Here is a 673-nt window from a genome sequence, read left to right as displayed (position 1 = left end):
GGTTAATTGATGGTTACTACACCGTGACGGATGAACGTATGTATCAGCTTTTAGGAGAGTTGAGCGAACGAGAAGGCATCAATTTGGAGCCCTCTGCATTAGCCGGAATGATGGGCGCGGTGCATGTCTCGAGTTCTCTACACTACCAGACTCGTTTACAGCTTACGGATGAACGTTTGAAAAATGCCACACACTTAGTTTGGGCGACCGGGGGAGGGATGGTGCCAGAAGCTGAAATGTCAGCTTACTTGGCGAAGTCTGGTCGTTAGAGCGTTCTTCAAATTTGTTGAGTTAGTCAATGAAAAAGCTCATCCGAAGATGAGCTTTTTTTAGTCTTACTTATAGAGATTGAAGCAACTGGTAATAACGACCGTGTTGAGCGAGTAGCGTTTGATGGTCGCCTTGCTCAATGATCTCGCCGTGTTCCATAAGGCAAATGTTGTCCATGTTCTCTAATTCGATGAGTCGGTGAGTGATGAACACAACCGTCTTGTTGGCAAAATACTCGTTGAAAAGCGCCATGATTTTTTGTTCGGTACGCTTGTCGAGGCCTTCGGTTGGCTCATCAAGAAGCAAAATCGGAGCATCTCGTAGTAACGCTCGCGCAATACCAATACGACGTTTCTCGCCACCAGAAAGCTGACGACCGCCATCACCCAACCAAGCATCAAGA

Annotated in this window: 1 protein-coding gene and 1 pseudogene; one reads left to right on the top strand and one right to left on the bottom strand. The window is 47.0% G+C overall.

Features of this window, described 5'->3' with window-relative positions; all coding sequences use genetic code 11:
- Positions 1-269: pseudogene (locus tag R8O11_RS28175) on the top strand (D-serine dehydratase); the annotation flags it as partial.
- 70 nt (positions 270-339) lie between these two features.
- Here R8O11_RS28175 and R8O11_RS28170 read toward each other — a convergent pair.
- On the bottom strand, positions 340-673 hold a 334-nt coding region (locus R8O11_RS28170; RefSeq protein ID WP_318194993.1), incomplete at its 5' end, for an ATP-binding cassette domain-containing protein.

The organism is Vibrio sp. 1288 (assembly GCF_033344475.1).
The sequence above is the reverse complement of the archived record's forward strand: the minus strand, read 5'-3'. Positions and strand labels throughout refer to the sequence as shown.